The organism is Actinophytocola sp. (assembly GCF_009379765.1).
Lineage (GTDB): Bacteria > Actinomycetota > Actinomycetes > Mycobacteriales > Pseudonocardiaceae > Actinophytocola.
The window spans coordinates 1-15082 of sequence record NZ_WHTD01000192.1 but is presented as its reverse complement, the minus strand read 5'-3'; the positions used below and the strand labels follow the sequence as shown (position 1 = coordinate 15082).

16 protein-coding genes are annotated in these 15082 nt (G+C 70.6%); 13 read left to right on the top strand and 3 right to left on the bottom strand.

Features of this window, described 5'->3' with window-relative positions:
• Positions 1 to 97 precede the first annotated feature (97 nt).
• Positions 98 to 220 carry a multiple cyclophane-containing RiPP AmcA gene (gene amcA / locus GEV28_RS42845; RefSeq protein ID WP_367115271.1) on the top strand — a complete coding sequence of 41 codons (123 nt, stop codon included), beginning with the start codon at positions 98 to 100 and terminating at the stop codon, positions 218 to 220.
• 2 nt (positions 221 to 222) lie between these two features.
• Positions 223 to 1128, top strand: coding sequence for a hypothetical protein (locus GEV28_RS37270; protein ID WP_291418224.1), 906 nt, complete (start codon positions 223 to 225; stop codon positions 1126 to 1128).
• A 32-nt stretch (positions 1129 to 1160) separates the two neighbouring features.
• On the opposite strand, the gene GEV28_RS37265 is transcribed toward GEV28_RS37270, so the two are convergent.
• The gene (locus GEV28_RS37265) at positions 1161 to 2201 is read right to left on the bottom strand and encodes a LacI family DNA-binding transcriptional regulator (RefSeq protein ID WP_291418222.1); all 1041 of its coding nucleotides are present in this window, start codon (positions 2199 to 2201) and stop codon (positions 1161 to 1163) included.
• A 241-nt stretch (positions 2202 to 2442) separates the two neighbouring features.
• Between GEV28_RS37265 and GEV28_RS37260 the strand changes: the two genes are divergently transcribed.
• The 6 genes from GEV28_RS37260 (at position 2443) to GEV28_RS37235 (ending at position 10889) form a co-directional block, all read left to right on the top strand.
• Positions 2443 to 4047 carry a glycoside hydrolase family 13 protein gene (locus tag GEV28_RS37260; protein ID WP_291418226.1) on the top strand — a complete coding sequence of 535 codons (1605 nt, stop codon included), beginning with the start codon at positions 2443 to 2445 and terminating at the stop codon, positions 4045 to 4047.
• A 29-nt stretch (positions 4048 to 4076) separates the two neighbouring features.
• Entirely contained in the window at positions 4077 to 5435 is a 1359-nt protein-coding gene (locus GEV28_RS37255) for an extracellular solute-binding protein (protein ID WP_291418221.1), read from the top strand.
• A 6-nt stretch (positions 5436 to 5441) separates the two neighbouring features.
• A complete protein-coding gene (locus GEV28_RS37250; RefSeq protein WP_291418219.1) occupies positions 5442 to 6410 on the top strand; it encodes a carbohydrate ABC transporter permease in 969 nt (322 codons plus the stop codon).
• Positions 6407 to 7282 (top strand): carbohydrate ABC transporter permease, encoded by an 876-nt coding sequence (locus GEV28_RS37245; protein ID WP_291418217.1) that lies wholly within the window; start codon positions 6407 to 6409, stop codon positions 7280 to 7282. The genes GEV28_RS37250 and GEV28_RS37245 overlap by 4 nt, the downstream gene beginning before the upstream one ends.
• Before the next feature lie 28 nt (positions 7283 to 7310).
• Entirely contained in the window at positions 7311 to 10223 is a 2913-nt protein-coding gene (locus GEV28_RS37240) for a carbohydrate-binding protein (RefSeq protein ID WP_291418215.1), read from the top strand.
• Between the two features lie 159 nt (positions 10224 to 10382).
• A complete protein-coding gene (locus tag GEV28_RS37235) occupies positions 10383 to 10889 on the top strand; it encodes a hypothetical protein (protein WP_291418214.1) in 507 nt (168 codons plus the stop codon).
• A 150-nt stretch (positions 10890 to 11039) separates the two neighbouring features.
• Here GEV28_RS37235 and msrA read toward each other — a convergent pair whose 3' ends face one another.
• Both msrA and GEV28_RS37225 read right to left on the bottom strand, forming a co-directional pair.
• Positions 11040 to 11558: a peptide-methionine (S)-S-oxide reductase MsrA gene (gene msrA / locus GEV28_RS37230; protein WP_291418213.1), complete on the bottom strand. Its 519-nt coding sequence runs from the start codon at positions 11556 to 11558 to the stop codon at positions 11040 to 11042.
• 5 nt (positions 11559 to 11563) lie between these two features.
• Complete coding sequence (locus GEV28_RS37225) at positions 11564 to 11716, bottom strand: hypothetical protein (protein ID WP_291418211.1); 153 nt, start codon at positions 11714 to 11716, stop codon at positions 11564 to 11566.
• A gap of 4 nt (positions 11717 to 11720) precedes the next feature.
• Between GEV28_RS37225 and GEV28_RS37220 the strand changes: the two genes are divergently transcribed.
• The 5 genes from GEV28_RS37220 to GEV28_RS37200 all read left to right on the top strand — a co-directional run.
• Complete coding sequence (locus GEV28_RS37220; RefSeq protein WP_291418210.1) at positions 11721 to 11954, top strand: helix-turn-helix domain-containing protein; 234 nt, start codon at positions 11721 to 11723, stop codon at positions 11952 to 11954.
• 51 nt (positions 11955 to 12005) lie between these two features.
• Positions 12006 to 12593 carry a TetR/AcrR family transcriptional regulator gene (locus GEV28_RS37215; protein WP_291418208.1) on the top strand — a complete coding sequence of 196 codons (588 nt, stop codon included), beginning with the start codon at positions 12006 to 12008 and terminating at the stop codon, positions 12591 to 12593.
• Positions 12590 to 13282: a DsbA family protein gene (locus tag GEV28_RS37210; protein WP_291418207.1), complete on the top strand. Its 693-nt coding sequence runs from the start codon at positions 12590 to 12592 to the stop codon at positions 13280 to 13282. Before GEV28_RS37215 ends, GEV28_RS37210 begins: the two co-directional genes overlap by 4 nt.
• Entirely contained in the window at positions 13279 to 14091 is an 813-nt protein-coding gene (locus GEV28_RS37205) for a maleylpyruvate isomerase family mycothiol-dependent enzyme (protein WP_291418206.1), read from the top strand. Before GEV28_RS37210 ends, GEV28_RS37205 begins: the two co-directional genes overlap by 4 nt.
• 219 nt (positions 14092 to 14310) lie before the next feature.
• A partial coding sequence (locus tag GEV28_RS37200) for a DUF222 domain-containing protein (RefSeq protein ID WP_291418205.1) occupies positions 14311 to 15082 on the top strand: 772 nt, incomplete at its 3' end.

Genomic DNA, 15082 nt, shown 5'->3' with positions numbered 1-15082 from the left:
TCGCGATCTCGGCGTCCTTGGCGGCCAACAACGACACGACGTCGTCGTGTGCTGCTTCCCGGCCTGACCCCATGATCAAAACCGTAGTGGATCACCGGTGGCGACCACCGCCGACCTGTCACTCAGGCTGAACAGCTACCTCCTGACGTCCCCAACATGCACGGATTGGGAACGGAAGGGCGAAAGCCACTACAAAGACGGGCAGTTCACCAAGAAGTGAGTATGGACAACGAGGACATCGAGAAGGCCGTCGAAGAACGCCGCGTCTGGCTCCAAAGCCAGCTCGAAGCGGCAGCGCCACGGTTCGGCGTCGAACTGGTCGGCGAGGTCGTGAACACCTACGACATGCGCTCGGCCGGCGCGACAGCACGGGAGGGCGACCACGACGTGTGGCTGCGTGTCGTGGTCGAAGTCCCTAGCTACCAGCCGGCCTGCCGCTGGGACGGCAACGTCGAGGCCAACTCGATCCGGAGTGTTCCGAAACCCCAGGTGCTGCGGTGGTCGGACTGGACGAACACCGACCGCTACCTGGAAGGCCGCCGGCTCCGGGGCGAGGTGATGACGCTCGCTCCGGGGTCGGCCATCACAACAGGCGGCGTGCTCCACCACGATCCGCAACTGCCCGAATCCTGGTGGAGAGCCTTTGACGCTGCGCTGGACGCACTGGCGACGCACCCGGTCAACATGGACAACGAGCTGGGCGCCGTACAATACACGATCAACGGGGTACAGGCACACTTCGGTGTCGAGCTGCCCGACGAGGTGTTCGCGGACCTGAAGTGGACCACCGCCCACGCGGACCTCCATTGGGGCAACCTGCGCGGCCCGGGGCTGTACATCCTCGACTGGGAGAGCTGGCGACCAGCACCCGCCGGCTACGACGCGGCCACCCTCTACTGCAACAGTCTGCTTCACCCGCCCACCGCCCGGCGCCTCCGGGCGAGGCCGGTGTTCGAGACCCGCAGCGGGCAGATCGCGCTACTGTTCGCGATGGTCCGATACCTGTGGGTGGTCGGCGAGGGCAGCGATATCGACCAGCTCGACGGGCCGCTCCGTACTGAGGCTGCCGCAATCCTCGCCAGCCTCAGTGTGCCCGAGCACGTCGGCTGGCTCTCGCACGGCTCCTGACCCAAATCCGCGCAGGGCCGTGTCGTGTGGATCTACGAGGTCGGGCGCTGTCTGGCTCTCTTCGGCGCGGTCGAGTCCCGTTCGACGAGCCGGACGTCGAGGGTGACCGGCTCGGCGGGAGCCTTCCGCCGCTGGACCGAGTCGAGCAGCATGTCGACCGCGATCGTCGCCTTCCTGGCGATGTCCTGCGCGACGGTGGTGAGCTTCGGCGTCACGTAGGCGCTGATGTCGAGGTCGTCGAAGCCCACCACGGACACGTCCGCGGGCACGGTGGCGCCGCTCTCGGCGAGGCCCGCCATGATGCCGATCGCGAGGATGTCCGCGGTCGCGAACACGGCGGTGGCCGAGGGATGCTCGGCCAGCAGCCGCGCGCCGAGCTGCACGCCGCTGGCGTGCGTCGTCGTGACCGTCGCGATGAGACGGTCGTCCCACCGCAGGCCGGCGTCCACGAAGGCCTGCCGGAAGCCCTCGAACCGTTGGTGCACAACGCCGACGTCGGAGAAGGCGGGGCCGGCGAACACGATGTCGCGGTGGCCGAGGTCGATGAGGTGCCGGGCGGCGAGCCACGCCCCGGTGTGGTCGTCGGAGCGGACGCCCGTGGTCAGCCGGTTGGCCGAGTAGCTGTCGATCGCCAGCAGGGCCACCTTTCCCGCCGCCCCGGGACGCAGCAGGTCGATCTCCTCGTCGAGGAACCCGAGCAGCACCGCACCGTCGAGGCTCCACGACTGCAGCGCCTCGGCGACCTCGTCGGGATGGGCGATGCCGCGCAGCAGCAGGTGATAGCCGCGCTTGCGCAGCGCCCGCTCGATCTGACCGAGGATCGCGGCGGTGTGCGGGCTCAGCGTGAGGCTGTCCTCGTCGGCGGCCGGCACGAGCAGCCCGATGAGCCGCGACGAGCGGGCCGTGAGGCTGCGGGCGGACGCGCTGGGCACGTAGCCGCGCTCGGCGACGATGCGCTGCACCCGCTCGATGGTCTCCGGCGAGACCCGCGCCCGGTTGCCGTTGATCACGTTCGAGACGGTCATCATGCTCACCCCCGCCTCGTCCGCGATGTCCTTCAGCGTGACCCGCACTCGTCGAACTCCTCTCCTCCGGACCGTCCCAGGATACGAGCGTTGACAGGTCCCCACCGACCGGTTTACGGTCACCGAGGTATAGCGCTAAACCTCATCGAAGGAGCCTCGTGAGCAAGCTTGCGAGCGAACCATGGACACAGGGCGACCGCGAGCGGCGGCACCGAGCCTGCGAGGGGGAGCAGTGAGCACGACGTTCTCGACCGTTGCGCAGGCCGCGCCCGACGGCCCGAACTCGCCGGTGCCGTGGTGGCGCAACGCGGTGATCTACCAGGTCTACCCGCGCAGCTTCGCCGACGGCAACGGGGACGGCACGGGTGACCTGGCCGGGGTCCGCTCGCGCCTGCCCTACCTGCGCACGCTGGGGATCGACGCCATCTGGTTCACGCCGTGGTACTCCTCCCCGCTCGCCGACGGCGGCTACGACGTCGCCGACTACCGCACAGTCGACCCGGCGTTCGGTTCCGTCGACGAGGCGGAGCGGCTCGTCGACGAGGCCGCGCGACTCGGGATCCGCACGATCATCGACATCGTGCCCAACCACGTCTCCGACCAGCACGAGTGGTTCCGGGCCGCGCTCGCCGCACCGCAGGGATCGCCGCAGCGGCAACGGTTCTGGTTCCGCTCGGGGCGGGGCTCCGGCGGCGGCGAGCCACCGACGAACTGGGAGTCGAGCTTCGGCGGCGGCACGTGGACGCGGACCACGAACCCGGACGGCTCCCCCGGCGAGTGGTACCTGCACCTGTTCGCTCCGGAGCAGCCGGACCTGAACTGGAACCATCCCGACGTCCGCCGCGAGCACGAGGACGTGCTGCGGTTCTGGTTCGACCGCGGGGTCGCGGGTGTCCGCATCGACTCGGCGTCCATGCCGGTCAAGGATCCCGCGCTGCCGGACGCGGGCGGCGACCCGGCGCCGGGCGAGCATCCGTTCCTCGACCGCGACGAGCTGCACGACATCTACCGGTCGTGGCGGGCGATCGCGGACTCCTACGAGGAGCCCAGGGTTCTCGTTGGCGAGGTCTGGCTCGCCGACCCCGGGCGGTTCGCCCGTTACCTGCGTCCCGACGAGATGCACACCGCGTTCAACTTCGACTTCATGACCCGGCCGTGGGACGCCGGTGAGCTGCGCGCGTCCATCCAGTCCACACTGGACGCACACCGCACGGTGGGGGCGCCGGCGACGTGGGTGCTGTCCAACCACGACGTGACCCGGCCCGCCACCCGCTACGGACGGGAGGACAGCTCATTCGGCTTCGCCGCACGGCGGTTCGGCACGCCGACCGACCTCGCCACGGCACACCGGCGGGCGCGCGCCGCGGCGCTGCTGACCGGCGCGCTGCCCGGGTCGCTGTACGTCTACCAGGGCGACGAGCTCGGCCTGCCCGAGGTCGAGGACCTGCCGCTCGACGTGCTGCGGGACCCGATGCACTTCCGCTCGGGCGGCGTCGACCCGGGCCGCGACGGCTGCCGGGTCCCGCTGCCGTGGACCGCCACCGGCCCGTCCTTCGGCTTCGGCGCAGCCGGCGAGCCGTGGCTCCCCCAGCCCGACGGCTGGGGCGCCTACTCCGTCGAGTCCCAGGAGCGCGACCCCGCCTCGATGCTCTCGCTCTACCGGGCCATGCTGGCCATCCGGCACGCCGAGCCCGGCCTTCTCGGGGACGCGTTCGAGTGGCTCGCGGGCACCGGCGAGCAGACCATCGCGTTCCGCCGCGGCGACCTGATCTGTACGGTCCACTTCGGACCAGAGCCGGTCACGCTGCCCGCGCACACCGAGCTGCTGCTGGCCAGCACGGACCTGACCGGCGACCTCCTGCCCACCGACGCGGCCGTCTGGCTGCGCGCCTGAACCCTCGCTTCGTCCACAAAGGAGTGACGATGAAGTCCTCGATCTCCGCGGTCCTCGCCGCGGCACTGGTCCTCGGCGCGCTCACCGCGTGCTCCACCTCGGACGAGGCGGGCGGCGACGGCACGGTCACCGTGAAGGTCGCGATCGACCCCGGCCTCGAGCAGGGTGCGGTCGACCCCTTCAACGAGCGCGTCGCGCAGTTCGAGAAGGCGAACGAGTCGATCGACATCGTGACCCAGGAGTACAACTGGACGGCCACGACGTTCACCGCGCAGCTGGCCGGCGGCACCCTGCCCGACGTGTTCACCGTCCCGTTCACCGACGGCCGCGGCCTCATCGAGCGCAAGCAGATCGCCGACATCAGCGGCCTGGTCGACGACCTCGCCTACGCCGAGGCCTTCAACCCGAAGATCGCCAAGGCCGGGGTGGACGCCGACGGGAAGATGTGGGCGGTGCCGATCGCCGCCTACGGCCAGGCGCTGCACTACAACCGCTCGCTGTTCACCCAGGCCGGGCTCGACCCCGACGACCCACCGTCCACCTGGGACGAGGTGCGGTCGGCGGCGAAGCGGATCGCCGAGCGGACCGGGCAGACCGGCTACGCCCAGATGACCGCGGGCAACACCGGCGGCTGGATCCTCACCACCCTCGACTACGCGTACGGCGGCCGCACCGAGCGCGTCGACGGCGACACCGCGACCGCCACCCTCGACACCCCGGAGATGACCGAGGTGCTGGAGTCCGTCCGGGACATGCGGTGGGACGACAACAGCATGGGCGCCAACTTCCTCTACGACTGGGGCACGATCAACCAGGACTTCGCGGCCGGCCGGATCGGCATGTACGTCTCGGGCGGCGGCAACTACGGCCAGCTCGTCACCCAGAACGCGATCAAGCCTGCCGACTACGGCGTCACGGTCCTCCCGCTGACCGACGACCCCGACGCCGGGGTGCTCGGCGGCGGCACGCTCGCCGTCGTCAGCGCCACCTCGGACGACCCGGTCAAGGCGGCCGCGGTGAGGTGGATCGACTTCTACTACATGGCCAAGCTCACCGAGCAGGACGCCGCGGTGCTCGACGCCAAGACCCTCGCCGACTCCGACGCGCCGGTCGGCTCCCCGCAGCTGCCCGTGTTCGACAAGGCGACCTACGACAAGACCCTCGAGTGGACCGCCGACTACGTGAACGTGCCGCTGGAGCAGATGACGCCCTACACCGACAACATGTTCGACCAGGAGCTGCTGACCGAGCCGACCCGGTCGACCCAGGAGGTGTACGCGCTGCTCGACCCGGTCGTCCAGACCGTGCTGACCGACCGCAACGCCGACATCGGCGCGCTGCTCGCCAAGGCCCAGGCCGACGCCCAGGCACTCCTGGACCGAAACTAGACTGCGATGACCACGCACGCACCGGACATCGAGGTGCCGCCGGCGCAGGCCCGGCCCGCGCCACGGGCCGCCCGGCGCAGGCGGAGCCCGGTGACCTGGGTACGCGGCGGCGGGCTGAGCACGCTGGTTTTCCTGCTGCCCATGCTCGTCGTGTTCACGGTGTTCTCGTGGGTGCCGATCGGCCGGGCCGTGGTCATGAGCGTCCAGGAGACGAACCTGGTCACCGCCGCGGAGTTCGTCGGGCTGCGGAACTTCCGCGACGTGCTCGCCGACCCTCTACTGTGGACCGCGGTGCGGAACACCCTGTACTTCGCGTTCCTCGCGCTGGTCTTCGGCTACCCGATCCCACTCGTGGCCGCCGTGCTGATGGGCGAGGTGCGGCGGCTGAAGGGGCTCTACAGTGCGCTGGCCTACCTGCCGGTGGTCGTCCCGCCGGTGGTCGCCGTGCTGCTCTGGAAGTTCTTCTACGACGCCGGTCACACCGGGGTCTTCAACTCGATCCTCGGCTTCGCCGGGATCGGGCCGCTGCCGTGGCTGCAGGATGCCGCCACGGCCATGCCCTCGCTGGTCATCGAGGCCACCTGGGCGGCGGCCGGCGGGACGGTCATCATCTACCTCGCCGCGCTGACCGGGGTCGCGCCGGAGCTGTACGAGGCGGCCGAGATCGACGGCGCGGGGGTCTGGCGCAAGATCTGGCACGTCACGCTGCCGCGGCTGCGTGGCGTCCTGCTGATCACGTTCATCCTGCAGATCATCGGCACCGCGCAGGTGTTCCTGGAACCGTTCCTGTTCACCGGCGGCGGGCCGGCCAACTCGACGCTCACGGTCCTGCTGCTCGTCTACGACTACGCGTTCGCCAACAGCCTCGGCGGCGACTACGGCGCCGCCACCGCGCTGAGCCTCATGCTCGCGGCCGTGCTCGCCGTGTTCTCCGCGATCTACTTCCGGGTCACCCGCTCCTGGAGCACGTCATGACCCGGGGCATCCTGTCGCCGACCGACTGGCGCGACCCGCGGACCCGGCGGACCACCCGCGTGCTGCACGTGCTGCTGCTGGCCGTGTTGTTCGTCGTCGGCCTCGGTCCGATGCTGTGGCTGGCGAAGGCCGCGATCACGCCGACGCAGGACACGCTGCGCGACCCGCTCGCGTTGTGGCCCAACGGGATGGACTGGGCCAACCTCGCCACCGCGTGGACCCGCGTCGAGATCGACAAGTACTTCGCCAACACCGTCGCCCTCGCCGCGGGCGCCTGGCTGGTGCAGCTGCTCGTCGCGACGACCGCGAGCTACGCGCTGTCGGTGCTGCGGCCGCGCTACCGCAAGCTGGTCACCGGCGTGGTGCTCGCGACCCTGTTCGTCCCCTCGGTCGTGCTGCTCGTGCCGCTCTACCTCACCGTGGTCGACCCGCCGCTGCTCGACACGACGCTCATCAACACGTTCTGGGCGGTGTGGCTGCCCTCCGGCGCCAACGCGTTCAACATCCTGCTGGTCCAACGGTTCTTCGACCACCTCCCCCGCGAGGTCTTCGAAGCGGCCACAGTGGACGGTGCGGGTCCGTTCCGGCTGTTCTGGTCCGTCGTGCTGCCGATGTCGCGGCCGATCCTCGGCGTCGTGTCGGTGTTCGCGGTCATCGCCGCCTGGAAGGACTTCCTCTGGCCGCTGCTGGTGCTCCCCGATCCCGACCTGCAACCACTGTCCGTGCGGCTGCCCGCACTGCAACGCTTCGTCGAGCTCGACGTCTTCCTCGCCGCGCTCGCGATCTCGACCGTCATCCCGGTCGCCCTGTTCCTGGTCTTCCAGCGCCTGTTCCTGAGGAGCGGCGCGCTGAGCGGGGCGATCAAGGGCTGAACCCGCACGAGCGAAGGGTGAGACAACGATGTTTCGACGCAACCTCGCGACCCGCTTGTCCTGTGCCGCGATCGCTGTGGTCGCCGGCCTGCTCAGCGGCCTGCCCGGCGCCGCCGGGCTCGCCGCTCCGGCCGCCGATCCGCTGACCATCGAAGCGGAGCAGGCCACGCTGACCGGCGGTGCGGCGGTGGAGACCGAGCACGCCGGCTACTCCGGCACCGGATACGTCGGCCGGCTCACCGACGCGCACAAGGGCGCCGCCGCCGTCACCTTCGCCGTCACCGCCACCGGCAGCCGGACGCTCGACCTGCGTTACGCCAACGGCACCGGCTCGACCATGACCCTGTCGCTCTACCTCGGTACGCAACGCCTCCGCCAGCTCCCGCTCCCCGCGACCGGCTCCTGGAGCACCTGGTCCAGCGCCACCACCACGGTCCAGCTGCCCGCCGGCACCAGCAATGTCGGCTACCGGTTCGACCAGACCGACTCCGGCAACGTCAACCTCGACCGGCTGACCGTGGCCGCCCCGCCACCGGCCGAACCCGGGGTGCTCGAGGCCGAAGCCGCCACGCTCGCCGGCGGCGCGGCCGTCGAGACCGAGCATCCCGGGTACTCCGGCACCGGATACGTCGGCCAGCTCACCGACGCGCACAAGGGCACCGCCGCCGTCACCTTCGCCGTCACCGCGGCCGGCGCCGGCAGCCACACCCTGGACCTGCGCTACGCCAACGGAACCGGCGCCACCATGACCCTCTCGCTCTACCTCGGCAGCACGCGCCTGCGCCAGCTCGCCCTGCCCGCGTCCGGCTCCTGGGACACCTGGACGACCGCCAGCACCACCGTCGACCTGCCCGGCGGGACCAGCGATGTCGGCTACCGCTACGACCAGACCGACACCGGCAACGTCAACCTCGACCGGCTCGCCGTCACCGCGGTGCCGGGTGCGGAGCCCTGTGCGGTCCAGGCGCCCAGCGTGTGCTTCGAGGCGGAGGACGGCTTCCTCGCCGGCGGCGCGGTGCGTGCCACGTCCACCGCGGGCTTCTCCGGAGGCGGCTACGCGACCGGCCTCGCCTCCGCGACCGCGCGGCTGGTCGTGCCCGTGGGCGTCGCGAGTGGACAGTCGCAGACGCTCACCGTCCGGTACGCCGGCTCGACCGGGCAGAGCGTCACGCTCACCGGCAACGGCGTCCCGCTCGTCCAGCTCGCACTGCCGGCCAGCGGCGGCTGGGCCGAGGTCACGCGCTCGGTCACATTGCCGGCCGGTCTGGGCAGCATCGGCCTGTCCGGCGGCGGAGACGTCGCCATCGACCGGATCGTGCTCTCCCGCGGCTCGGCGCCGGCCGCCCGGGGCGCGACCGTGCCCTACACCGAGTACGAGGCCGAGTCGGCGAGCACCAACGGGACCGCGTTCGGCCCGGACCGGACCTACCGCACCGTCTCGTCCGAGGCGTCCGGCCGGCGTGGCGTGCGCCTCGACGCCACCGGGGAGTACGTGGAGTTCCAGCTCACCCAGCCGACCAACTCCCTCGTCGTGCGCTACTCCATCCCGGACTCGGCCGACGGCGCCGGGACCACCGCGCCGATCGCCGTCTACGCCGGCGGTGTCAAGCTCCAGGACCTCCAGCTGACCAGCGCCTACAGCTGGGTCTACGGCGACTACCCGTTCCCCAACGACCCCTCGCTCGGCCGCGCGCACCGGTTCTTCAACGAGACCCGCACGCTGCTCGACCCGCTGCCCGCCGGCACGACGCTGCGCCTGCGGAAGGACGCGTCGTCGAACGCCGGGTACTACGACATCGACCTCGTCGACACCGAGTCCGTCGGCGCCCCGCTCGCAGCGCCCCAGGGCTACGTCGACATCACCCAGCACGGCGCCACCCCCGGTGACAGCGGCGACGACACCGCCGCGATCCGCGCGGCCATCGCCGCGGCCCGGGCCGCGGGCGCCGGCGTCTGGGTGCCCTCCGGCACCTTCGTGATCACCGACCGGCTCGAGGTCCAAGGCGTGGCCGTTCGCGGCGCGGGGCCGTGGTACTCGGTCCTGAAGGGACGCGACGGCCGCGGCGGGTTCCTCGCGACCGGGAGCGACGTGACGCTCGCCGACCTCATGATCGACGGTGACGTCCGGTACCGCGACCCCGACGGCGTGGTCACCACCGACACCGCGATCGAGGGAAACTTCGGCACCGGATCGCTGGTCCAGAACGTGTGGGTCGAGCACACCAAGACCGGTCTGTGGCTCACCGCCGGCACCGACGGCCTCCTCGCCCTCGGGATGCGTATCCGCGACACCTTCGCCGACGGCGTCAACATGCGCGGCAACGTCCGCGACACCCGGGTCGAGCACAGCGTCCTGCGCAACACCGGCGACGACGCCCTCGCCATGTGGTCCGACGGCGCCCCCGTCACCCGCAGCGGCTACGCCTTCAACACCGTCCAGACACCCATGCTCGGCAACGGCATCGGCATCTACGGCGGTGACAGCAACCTCGCCGAGGACAACCTGGTCAGCGACACCGTCACCGCGTCCGCCGGTATCGCGGTCGGCACCCGGTTCAACCCCGTGCCGCTCAGCGGCGAGACATCCGTCCAGCGCAACACCCTCGTCCGCACCGGCGGCCACGAACCCAACTGGGACTCCCAGTTCGGCGCGCTGTGGATCTACGCGGACACCGCCGACATCACCGCCCCCGTCACCGTCCGCGACATGGACATCCGGGACAGCACCTACCAAGGCATCCTCATCAGCTGGCAACGCAGGGTGGAGAACCTCACCTTCGAACGCGTCACCGTCGACGGCGCCGGCACCTACGGCATCGAGATCAACGCCACCGGCAGCGCCACCTTCTCCTACACCACGGTCACCGACGCCACGTCCGGCGGACTCAACGCCTCCGCCGGGTTCACCGTCGTCCGCGGCCCGGGGAACTCGGGCTTCTGACCTGGTGGCCGGCGCGGCGGGTCCCCACCAGGGGGCCCGCCAGCTGGCGCATCGGGGTCACCGAGGACCGCGCCGACATCGGCGTCGCGTCGAACGAGACCACGGTCGCGCGGCTGCCGGACGGGCGGCTGTACTTCAACAAGCCGCAACCAGGGCGCGGTGGCCGGCCGGGTCGACGCCTACGGCACGGACGGTGGTGCGTCGCTGGCCGCGCCGTACCAGCCGCAGCCGAAGTTGCGCGGGCCGCGCGTGCAGGGCAGCGTGCTGCAGACCGTGCGGCCCGACGTGCGACCCGTCCCGGTTCCGGTGCTACTCCGGCTCGGAGACACTCGCCGACCTCGGCCTGTTCATCGGTGCGCACCGGGTTGGTGCCGGGTGTCGCCAACGTCGACCCCGCACGGGTACCTCAGGTTGTTCGAGGCGGCCCGCCGGGCGGACTGGGACGCCGCGCGCGCCGAGTTGCTGCGGCTACGGCAGCTGTTCCGGGTGACCCACGTCGGCGACCCGAGGATGGGCCGGTACTCCTCGGCGATCGGCGCGTTCAAGGAGGGACTGGTGGCCCGCGGCGTGATCGCCGTCGGCACGACGAGCGAGCCGATGATCCCGCTCAACGACGCCGAACGCGCTGCCGTGCGACGGCACTTGGCCGATGCCGGCCTGATCTGAGTTGACGTGGAGGTCCTCGTGACGGAGCCGCACCCACCGGCCAAGCTGACGGCCAGGCTCAGCCGGACCGTCCGGGACGACATCACCGGGCTGATCCTGCGTCGTGGCCTCAGGTCGGGCGACTCGCTGCCCACCGAGACTCGGTGTCGGTCAGCCGGCCTGTGTCGTGGGCTCCGGGAGCGTCCACTCCGGTCGGACGTAGTGACAGGTGTAGCCGCCGGGGTGCTTCACGAGGTAGTCCTGGTGCTCTTCCTCCGCATCCCAGAAGGTCACCCCGCCGGACACCTCGGTCACCACCTTGGCCGGCCACCGCCCGGACGCGTCCACCTCGGCGATCGTGGCCTCGGCGACCCGCTTCTGCTCGTCGCTCTCGTAGAAGACGGCCGACCGGTAGCTGGTGCCGATGTCGTTGCCCTGCCGGTCCTTCGTGGTCGGGTCGTGGATCTGGAAGAAGAACTCCAGCAGCGCCCGGTAGCTCGTCACCGCAGGGTCGAACACGATCTCAATGGCTTCGGCGTGGCCCCGGTGGTTGCGGTAGGTCGGGTTGAGCACGTCACCGCCGGCGTAGCCGACCCTGGTCGAGATCACCCCGGGCTGCTCGCGGAACAGGTCTTGCACTCCCCAGAAGCAGCCGCCGGCAAGGACGGCCCGCTCGGTCGACGTGGTCATGTGCCTCACTCCTCGTCCTGACGTGTGAACAGATCGCGGTACTCGCCGTAGCCCTCGGGTTTCTTCAGGTACTGCCGCATGTCACCTTCCTTGCCGTGCTCCGCTCCCGTATCAGCGCCCGCCGGCGCCACGGTCTTACCCGAGGTGCGCGAACTCACACCCATGATCCCCCAACTCCCCGACCTCCGTCGGGTAGGCCTCCAGGGTGCGTGGTGGGTTCCCGGTGAGCGCCTGACCTACCTCACCCGCCGGCGGATGACGACGGCCACCCAGCTGCTTCGCGACACCGACAAACCGCTCGGGCAGGTCGCCGCCGCGATCGGATACGCCTTCGCCGAAGCCTTCCGACGACACCACCAGCCACTCCCGGCCCGGCTGACCCCGCGAACCCTATAGGACGGCACTCCTCTTGACTGACCGGTCAACTCATGACTAGCGTCGGTGCGCATGGAGACACGGGACCGGATCGTCCGGTCGGCGGCCAAGCTGTTCCTCACCCGCAGCTACCAGTCGGTGGGCGTCGTCGACCTGTGCGCGGTGGCGGACGTGCGCAAGGGCAGCTTCTACCACTTCTTCCCGTCCAAGGCCGCGCTGGCGAAGGCGGTGGTCGACCTGCACGCCGCCGAGCTGGACCGGCAGCTCACCGCGGCCGGGGACGACGACCCGGGCGCCAGGCTGTACGCGGTGGTCGACGCGGTGACGGTGATCCAGACCGGGTTCGAGAAGCGGTTCGGCGCCGTCGTGGGCTGCCCGTTCGGCAACCTCGCCGCCGAACTGTCCACAACGGACGCCGAGCTGCGCGAGCACGTGGCAGGAGTGTTCACCCGGTGGGAGGGCACGCTGGCGCAGGCATGCCGGCACGCCGCCGAGCACGGCGTGCTGCGCGACGGCGTCGACCCCGACCGGCTCGCCCACATGATCCTCGCCCAGGTGCAGGGACTGATCCTGCTGGCGAAGGTCACCGCCGCGCCGGCCGCCGAGATCACCGCGGGCCTGCGCACACTGCTCGCCGCCACCGTCCGGGAGGAAGCATGAGCCGCGAACACGTCGACTTCCACTTCGATCCCATGTGCCCGTTCGCGTACCAGACCTCGCTGTGGATCAGGAACGTCCGCGACGAGCTCGGCGTGACCGTCGGCTGGCGGTTCTTCAGTCTCGAAGAGGTCAACCGGTTCGACGGCAAGAAGCATCCGTGGGAGCGCCAATGGTCCTACGGGTGGTCGCTGATGCGGATCGGCGCGTTGCTGCGCCGGCAGGACATGGACCTGCTGGACGCCTGGTACGCGGCGGTCGGCCGGGAGCTGCACGTCGCGGGTGGCAAGCCGCACGACCCGGAGGTGGCCCGACGTCTGCTGGGCGAGCTGGGTCTGGCGGCGGAGCTGCTCGACGAGGCGCTCGCCGATGGCACGACGCACGACGAGGTCCGGGCCGATCACCAGCGGGTGGCCGACGCGGGCGGGTTCGGCGTGCCGACCCTGTTCTTCCCCGACGGGCAGTGCCTGTTCGGCCCGGTCCTGGTCGACCCGCCCAGCGGCCAGGACGCCGTGCTGCTGTGGAACGTGGTCGCCGGCATGGCCGAGCTCCCGCACGTCTACGAGCTCCAGCGGCCCAAGGCGCCGGCCGACCGGGCACTGATCGCCGAGCGGCTCCAGCCCTACCTGAGCGGTCGGGACTGGGTGAGCGTCGACCGTGGACAGGTCATCGACCTCGGGAGCGCCACATGATCGCCAAGGACGCCGTAGTGCCCGTGCTGGTCGCCGAGTGGGCCTCGATCGACGAGCTGCTCGGCTCTCTCGGCGACGCGCAGTGGACCACGCCGACCGCGCTGCCCGGCTGGTCCGTTCAGGACAACGTCTCGCACATCATCGGCACCGAGTGCGCGCTGACCGGCGAGACGCCACCGCCGTGCGCGGCCGACGTCCGCGGTTTCTCCCACGTGCGCAACGACATCGGCGCGGCGAACGAGCACTGGGTGCAGGGTCTGCGCGGGGAGAGCCCCACGACGGTGCTCGAGCGGTTCCGGGCGATCACCGCGGTCCGCCGCAAGGTCCTGGAAGCCATGTCGCAGAAGGACTTCGACGCTCCGTCGTGGACACCGGCCGGGCAGGGCACCTACGGCAGGTTCATCCGGATCCGGCTGTTCGACTGCTGGATGCACGAACAGGACATCCGAGACGCGGTCGGAATGCCCGGCAACGACGGCGGCCGGTGCGCGGAAGGCGCACTGTCCGAAGTGGTCAGCGCACTCGGCTACATCGTCGGGAAGCGCGCCGGCGCGCCGAACGGTGCCACGGTCACCATCGAGCTGACCGGGCCCGTCCGGCTCGCCTGGCACATCGCGGTGGACGGGCGCGCCAAAGTGGTCGACGAGCTACCCGGCCCCGCGACCGCGACGGTGCGCCTGTCGTCGAACCTGCTCACCCGGCTGGCCGGCGGGCGGGTGCCGGTGGAGAGCCGGATCGAGGAGATCGGGTTCGGCGGCGACACCGACCTCGGAAGGCGCGTCGCGTTCGCGTTGCCGTTCACGATCTAGCCTTGGTCGTTTTCGCGGTGGGGTGACCACCCGGGCACAGGAGGTCCGGGACTGGGCAGCGGACCGCCGACACGCCGGTGCCGGCCGATGAACCGGACCCGTGTGCCGGCCGCGCCGCATCGACACCGTGCCGAACACGGCGGGTGAGTGCCAACTCGATGGGGTGAAATCCTTGCCACACAACGGAAATCGTGTCGCGGTTCGGGTAGAATCGACCATATGTGCGAGCCGCTTGTCGATCTACCCGAGGATGCTTCCCCGGAGGCGGTGCCGTTGGCGACGGCACGCGGGTTCACGCGGGCGGCCTGGCAGAACGAGGGACACTCATTGGAGCAACTCGCCCTGTTCGCGGCGGCCAGTGGCAGTGAGTTCGACGCGCTCGAGGTCGCCGCCTTGTTTCGGATCTCTCTCCGCGCCGCGCAGCACCGTCTGGATCTCGCGGTCACCCTGGCCACCCGGTTGCCGCGCACGTTGGCGGCGATCAAAGCGGGTCGGCTTGATCCGTATCGCGCGTCGAAGATCGCTGATGCGACCCTGTCGTTGTCACTTGCGGCTGCGGCGATCGTGGAAGAGGAGATCCTGGACCGGGTCGAGGACATGCCCGCCGTCAAGTTGGTTCGCGTGTTGCGGCGGATCGTCGCGCGGGTGAACGCCGACGCCCTGCAGGCGCTGCACGAGCAGCGGATGGCGCAGCGGCGGGTCGACATGTATCCGACCGAGGACGGGTGTTCCGTGTTGACCGTGCACGGCTCAGCCGCGCGGGTCCAGGTGGCGGCGAAACGAGTGGACGCGATCGCCCACCAACTCCGGGACACCGGTGGTGCCGACGGCCGCACCCTCGACCAACTCCGCTCCGATGTCGCCTTGGATTTGTTGGCGGGCAAGGACTTCGAACACGCCAAGATCACCGTCCAGGTCACGCTGCCCGCCCGGGCCGCGTTGGGGGTCGACAACACCCCCGGGCACCTGGTCGGCTACGGCGACATCGCCG

Excerpts from the sequence above, each read along its gene's own strand:
- GEV28_RS37215 (WP_291418208.1), top strand. The coding sequence starts at position 12,006 with ATGGAGACACGGGACCGGATCGTCCGGTCGGCGGCCAAGCTGTTCCTC.
- GEV28_RS37270 (WP_291418224.1), top strand. The coding sequence starts at position 223 with ATGGACAACGAGGACATCGAGAAGGCCGTCGAAGAACGCCGCGTCTGG.
- GEV28_RS37220 (WP_291418210.1), top strand. The coding sequence starts at position 11,721 with ATGATCCCCCAACTCCCCGACCTCCGTCGGGTAGGCCTCCAGGGTGCG.
- GEV28_RS37250 (WP_291418219.1), top strand. The coding sequence starts at position 5,442 with ATGACCACGCACGCACCGGACATCGAGGTGCCGCCGGCGCAGGCCCGG.
- GEV28_RS37205 (WP_291418206.1), top strand. The coding sequence starts at position 13,279 with ATGATCGCCAAGGACGCCGTAGTGCCCGTGCTGGTCGCCGAGTGGGCC.
- GEV28_RS37210 (WP_291418207.1), top strand. The coding sequence starts at position 12,590 with ATGAGCCGCGAACACGTCGACTTCCACTTCGATCCCATGTGCCCGTTC.
- msrA (WP_291418213.1), bottom strand. The coding sequence starts at position 11,558 with ATGACCACGTCGACCGAGCGGGCCGTCCTTGCCGGCGGCTGCTTCTGG.
- GEV28_RS37240 (WP_291418215.1), top strand. The coding sequence starts at position 7,311 with ATGTTTCGACGCAACCTCGCGACCCGCTTGTCCTGTGCCGCGATCGCT.
- GEV28_RS37245 (WP_291418217.1), top strand. The coding sequence starts at position 6,407 with ATGACCCGGGGCATCCTGTCGCCGACCGACTGGCGCGACCCGCGGACC.
- GEV28_RS37255 (WP_291418221.1), top strand. The coding sequence starts at position 4,077 with ATGAAGTCCTCGATCTCCGCGGTCCTCGCCGCGGCACTGGTCCTCGGC.